Below are 3,509 nucleotides of genomic sequence, written 5' to 3' on the forward strand. Positions count from 1 at the left end.
GTTCATTAAATTGCCGGTCTATTCTTCAAAAGAAATGAGATAACTTTCGTTATACTCGGTTGGTAAGATTTAGAGCTCTTACCGGCTCATAGACCCGCACGTACAAAAATTTTGTCTGTTATTCAGTTTTCAAAGAGCCGGGAGCGCTGTTTGCGCCGCCGAGGTGAGGGGCCTTATAGGGGCCTAAACTTTTATCGTCAACAAGTATTTCACTGCTGGGCATCTTTTTTGATCCTTGTGGGATCCAAACGCCTATTCTTCGTCGGTAATCGACTTCTCTTCCTCTTCGTCCATCCCCTTCAGAGAACGGCCAAAATCTCGCATACCTTGTCCTAAGGCCTTCCCAAGAGCTGGTAACCGCTTAGCTCCAAAGACAAAAAAGAGGATCACGAGAATCATCGCTAATTCGCCCGTACCCAATCCAAACATGTGTGGCTCCTTGTATTGTCGCCTAAGCGGCTCAGAATGACCCAAGATCAATCGATTTTTAGCAAATCACTAAGAATAGGGGCTTCATAATGCCCCTGGCTCTATCAAACAAGCCCTGGGACTAATTGTAGCAGGCTTGCCATCGGTTCTGGAAGAGAAGCTTCAACTGCTATTTCTTCAGTAGTTCTAGGATGTTTGAAAACCAGCTTCCAGGCATGCAGCGCTTGATGCTCAAGTAGCTGAGCCAAGCCTCGAACTTCTTTCGACTTAATACGAGACCACTGCCGACCACCATAAAGGGGATCACCTATCAACGGATGATTCATATCAGTGAAATGAACTCGGATTTGATGGGTCCGCCCTGTTTCGAGAACAATCGAGACCAAGGATATGCCATCCCGGCTACCAAGCACCTCGTACCGTGTAACGGCTTCCTTGCCTTTTTTAACCTTCGAGCTGAATTTTTTACGCTCTCGGGGGTGACGGCCGTGCAAAGTGGCAATCTTGGTTTTTGCTCGAATCGGTACACCCATAACGAGGGCCAAATAATTCTTATGTACTTCACGCTCGGCAAATTGATTGGCCAGGTGCTCGTGAACGAAGTCGTTTTTTGCGACAACCATACAGCCGCTGGTACCACGGTCTAAACGGTGAACAATTCCGGGACGAAGTTCACCACCGATTCCCGATAGGTCTTTGCAGTGATGTAGCAATCCGTGCACCAAAGTTCCTGTAGCGTGGCCTGCGCCAGGATGAACCACCAAATCGGGTTTCTTGTTGACGACAATAAGATCGCTGTCTTCAAAGAGCACTTCGAGATCCATTGCTTCGGGGGTTAGCTTTGTTGGCACCGGCTCAGGCACAACCAACGTGATGGTTTCGCCACCTCTGGTTTTGGTGGCAGGCTTAACAACCGCATCATTCACGAGTAATTGACCCTGTTCAATCCATTGCCGCACCCGGTTACGGCTCGCGGTCACGACTTGACTGGGCAACGTACCCTCTTCTGAATCCGCAAGCAGTTCCATGACTGCAGCATCAAGACGTGTTCCTGCCAAACTTAGCGGAACATGAAGCGTAATAGATTGTTTGGACATATTGTTGAGCTACCAAATGGGTGAGCTGACCTGCCCTTTGGTTCCTAGAATGATATCGACGACCGCTCGCTCATAGAAATTGGTTTGAGCACGAATACTCTCGTCCACGCGGCTCACATAGAGTGAGCGCCCCTCTTCTAGTTCGTCAGCTAAGGCCTCAAAAAATGTATCATTTTCGATAGCTTCAATGATTCGTTCCTCGTTGTACAAGGAGATATCGGAAGCAATCGCTCTTGCTAATCGAACTGCTTTTTCGGGTTTGGTTATTGATGCCATATGACAGATTACTCTCCCGCACGTACCCGGGTCAAGAAGTCCTCTACGGTGTTAATTGTAAATCGTCGACTTCATGGACCAGGCGCCCACTGTCTTCAATCACCCAAATGTCGAGTTCACTATCTTCGTCTAAATTATTCACCGCCACCGCGCGAAAAGAATCTGCTCGGACCGCCGGTACATAATCAAATGGCAGTGGGTGAACGATCTCGCCGTTATCGTCTCGCGCCCCGACATAATCATTGTGGCCGAGGTAAATCGTGTAACGCCCATAAATAGGGTTGAAATCTAGTTCTGAAAAGTTGGCATAGCGCCCATGTTCGTCCAGGAACCGCATCTGAACCCGGTGGAGTTTCGTCAACTCCTCCCGAGCCATCTCTTGAATCAGACCGGTCTCCAAAGACGAGCGGTCTTCAAACCATCCAACCAAAAACCAGACCTGCAAGACTAAAATAAGAACGCCGGTTATAATCGCTCCAAGTGCCTGCCTGAATCCACTGTGGATACGCAGCTGTTCTGGTAACCCCGCATGAACAAAAGTCCCCATCCCAATTCCCAGAAGCGATAGCGGAAAAAGCAGAGAACCAGCGAGGCTTACGCTCAGAGCGACCCGTCCAGTATTCTTGGCAATCCCCGCAGCACGAAATGCCCGAGTACGCGTTGCAACCGCCGCACGTTCGTTTGGAAAGGTTGATGGTCCCGAAACATGAGGAATCACGTGCTCCGTCGCACAGACACAGTAGGTGTAGGGCTCGTGGCGGGCTTCCCAAGAAGAGAGTTCTATTTGCTGCCCACACTTAAGGCACGTTAGTCGCATCTTACGCTCCGCCGCCGCCCCGCTCGATCAGTTCGATGAAACTTGTAGCGACACGCTCAGCATCAAGACCGAGCATTCGAGCATAAAGAGTGACAAAGCCTCGCGTATAAACCTTCGCAGGCAATGTAGCGTAATCGTCGGCCTCTATCGCACGTAAATAGCGTTTCGAAATCTTCGTTGTTGCGGCGATATCGTCTAAAGACAAACCAGCTGTCTCTCGCAGCGTTTTAAGCAAGGCACCGCTGATGTCTTTATCTGCCGTCAGCTCAGCCAAAACTTCCGGGGTCAAGACCACTTTAGTAGGCGTAGGCTTTTCCGGCGTTGTCATAGTTTGATTCAACGCGCGCTCGGCTGCACGATGACGCGGCTCCGTCTGAGGCGCTGCACTTGGCTCAGTTCGAACGGTTTTTCGCGGCGCAAAGCGACTCTGATAGCGAGGCTCAACTTGAACCGACTGAAATTCACCTTCGTCTATTTCTTCACCCGTATGTGAAAAAGATGTGTCTCCGGTGGAAACACTTGTGGCAACGGCCACACCCCGATCGGGAGTCACCGACGCCTGAGGACTTACTGTTAACGAGGGATAGCCCGCATCATCACCATCGTAATTGGCACGTTTGCCCGGATCACTTAAGGTTTCAAAGGCCATTTGAACACGGCGCCTGCGACCTGCAAGCTCTGCATCATCAACCATGGAATAAAGGGCAAGGTAGTCTGTCTCGATTTCAGATAGAATTCGCCGGTAAGCATTCATGACTTCTTCATCATTGGCGTTTGGTCCTAAACCTAGCACCTCATAAAGACTTTGCTTATCGTCAAAATAAGTCACGAGAAGTTCCTCATAGTCCCAAGGACGTGACAACCTCACGAATGCCACGACTTGCTCCACA

The 3,509-nt window shown here is 49.8% G+C and carries 5 protein-coding genes; all 5 read right to left on the bottom strand.

The genetic code is table 11. From position 1 onward, the window contains the following. Positions 1 to 252 precede the first annotated feature (252 nt). The 5 genes from HOK28_08450 to HOK28_08470 all read right to left on the bottom strand — a co-directional run bounded on the left by HOK28_08450 (position 253) and on the right by HOK28_08470 (position 3,496). Positions 253 to 429 (bottom strand): twin-arginine translocase TatA/TatE family subunit, encoded by a 177-nt coding sequence (locus HOK28_08450; protein ID MBT6433105.1) that lies wholly within the window; start codon positions 427 to 429, stop codon positions 253 to 255. Positions 430 to 533: 104 nt separating this feature from the next. After that, positions 534 to 1,526, bottom strand: coding sequence for an RluA family pseudouridine synthase (locus tag HOK28_08455; protein ID MBT6433106.1), 993 nt, complete (start codon positions 1,524 to 1,526; stop codon positions 534 to 536). 9 nt (positions 1,527 to 1,535) lie between these two features. After that, positions 1,536 to 1,802 carry a hypothetical protein gene (locus HOK28_08460; protein ID MBT6433107.1) on the bottom strand — a complete coding sequence of 89 codons (267 nt, stop codon included), beginning with the start codon at positions 1,800 to 1,802 and terminating at the stop codon, positions 1,536 to 1,538. A 43-nt stretch (positions 1,803 to 1,845) separates the two neighbouring features. Continuing rightward, the gene (locus tag HOK28_08465) at positions 1,846 to 2,619 is read right to left on the bottom strand and encodes a hypothetical protein (GenBank protein MBT6433108.1); all 774 of its coding nucleotides are present in this window, start codon (positions 2,617 to 2,619) and stop codon (positions 1,846 to 1,848) included. A gap of 1 nt (position 2,620) precedes the next feature. Beyond that, a complete protein-coding gene (locus HOK28_08470; GenBank protein MBT6433109.1) occupies positions 2,621 to 3,496 on the bottom strand; it encodes a DnaJ domain-containing protein in 876 nt (291 codons plus the stop codon). Positions 3,497 to 3,509 lie beyond the last annotated feature (13 nt).

The sequence above is a fragment of the Deltaproteobacteria bacterium genome, from assembly GCA_018668695.1.
In the GTDB taxonomy this organism is placed as follows: domain Bacteria; phylum Myxococcota; class XYA12-FULL-58-9; order XYA12-FULL-58-9; family JABJBS01; genus JABJBS01.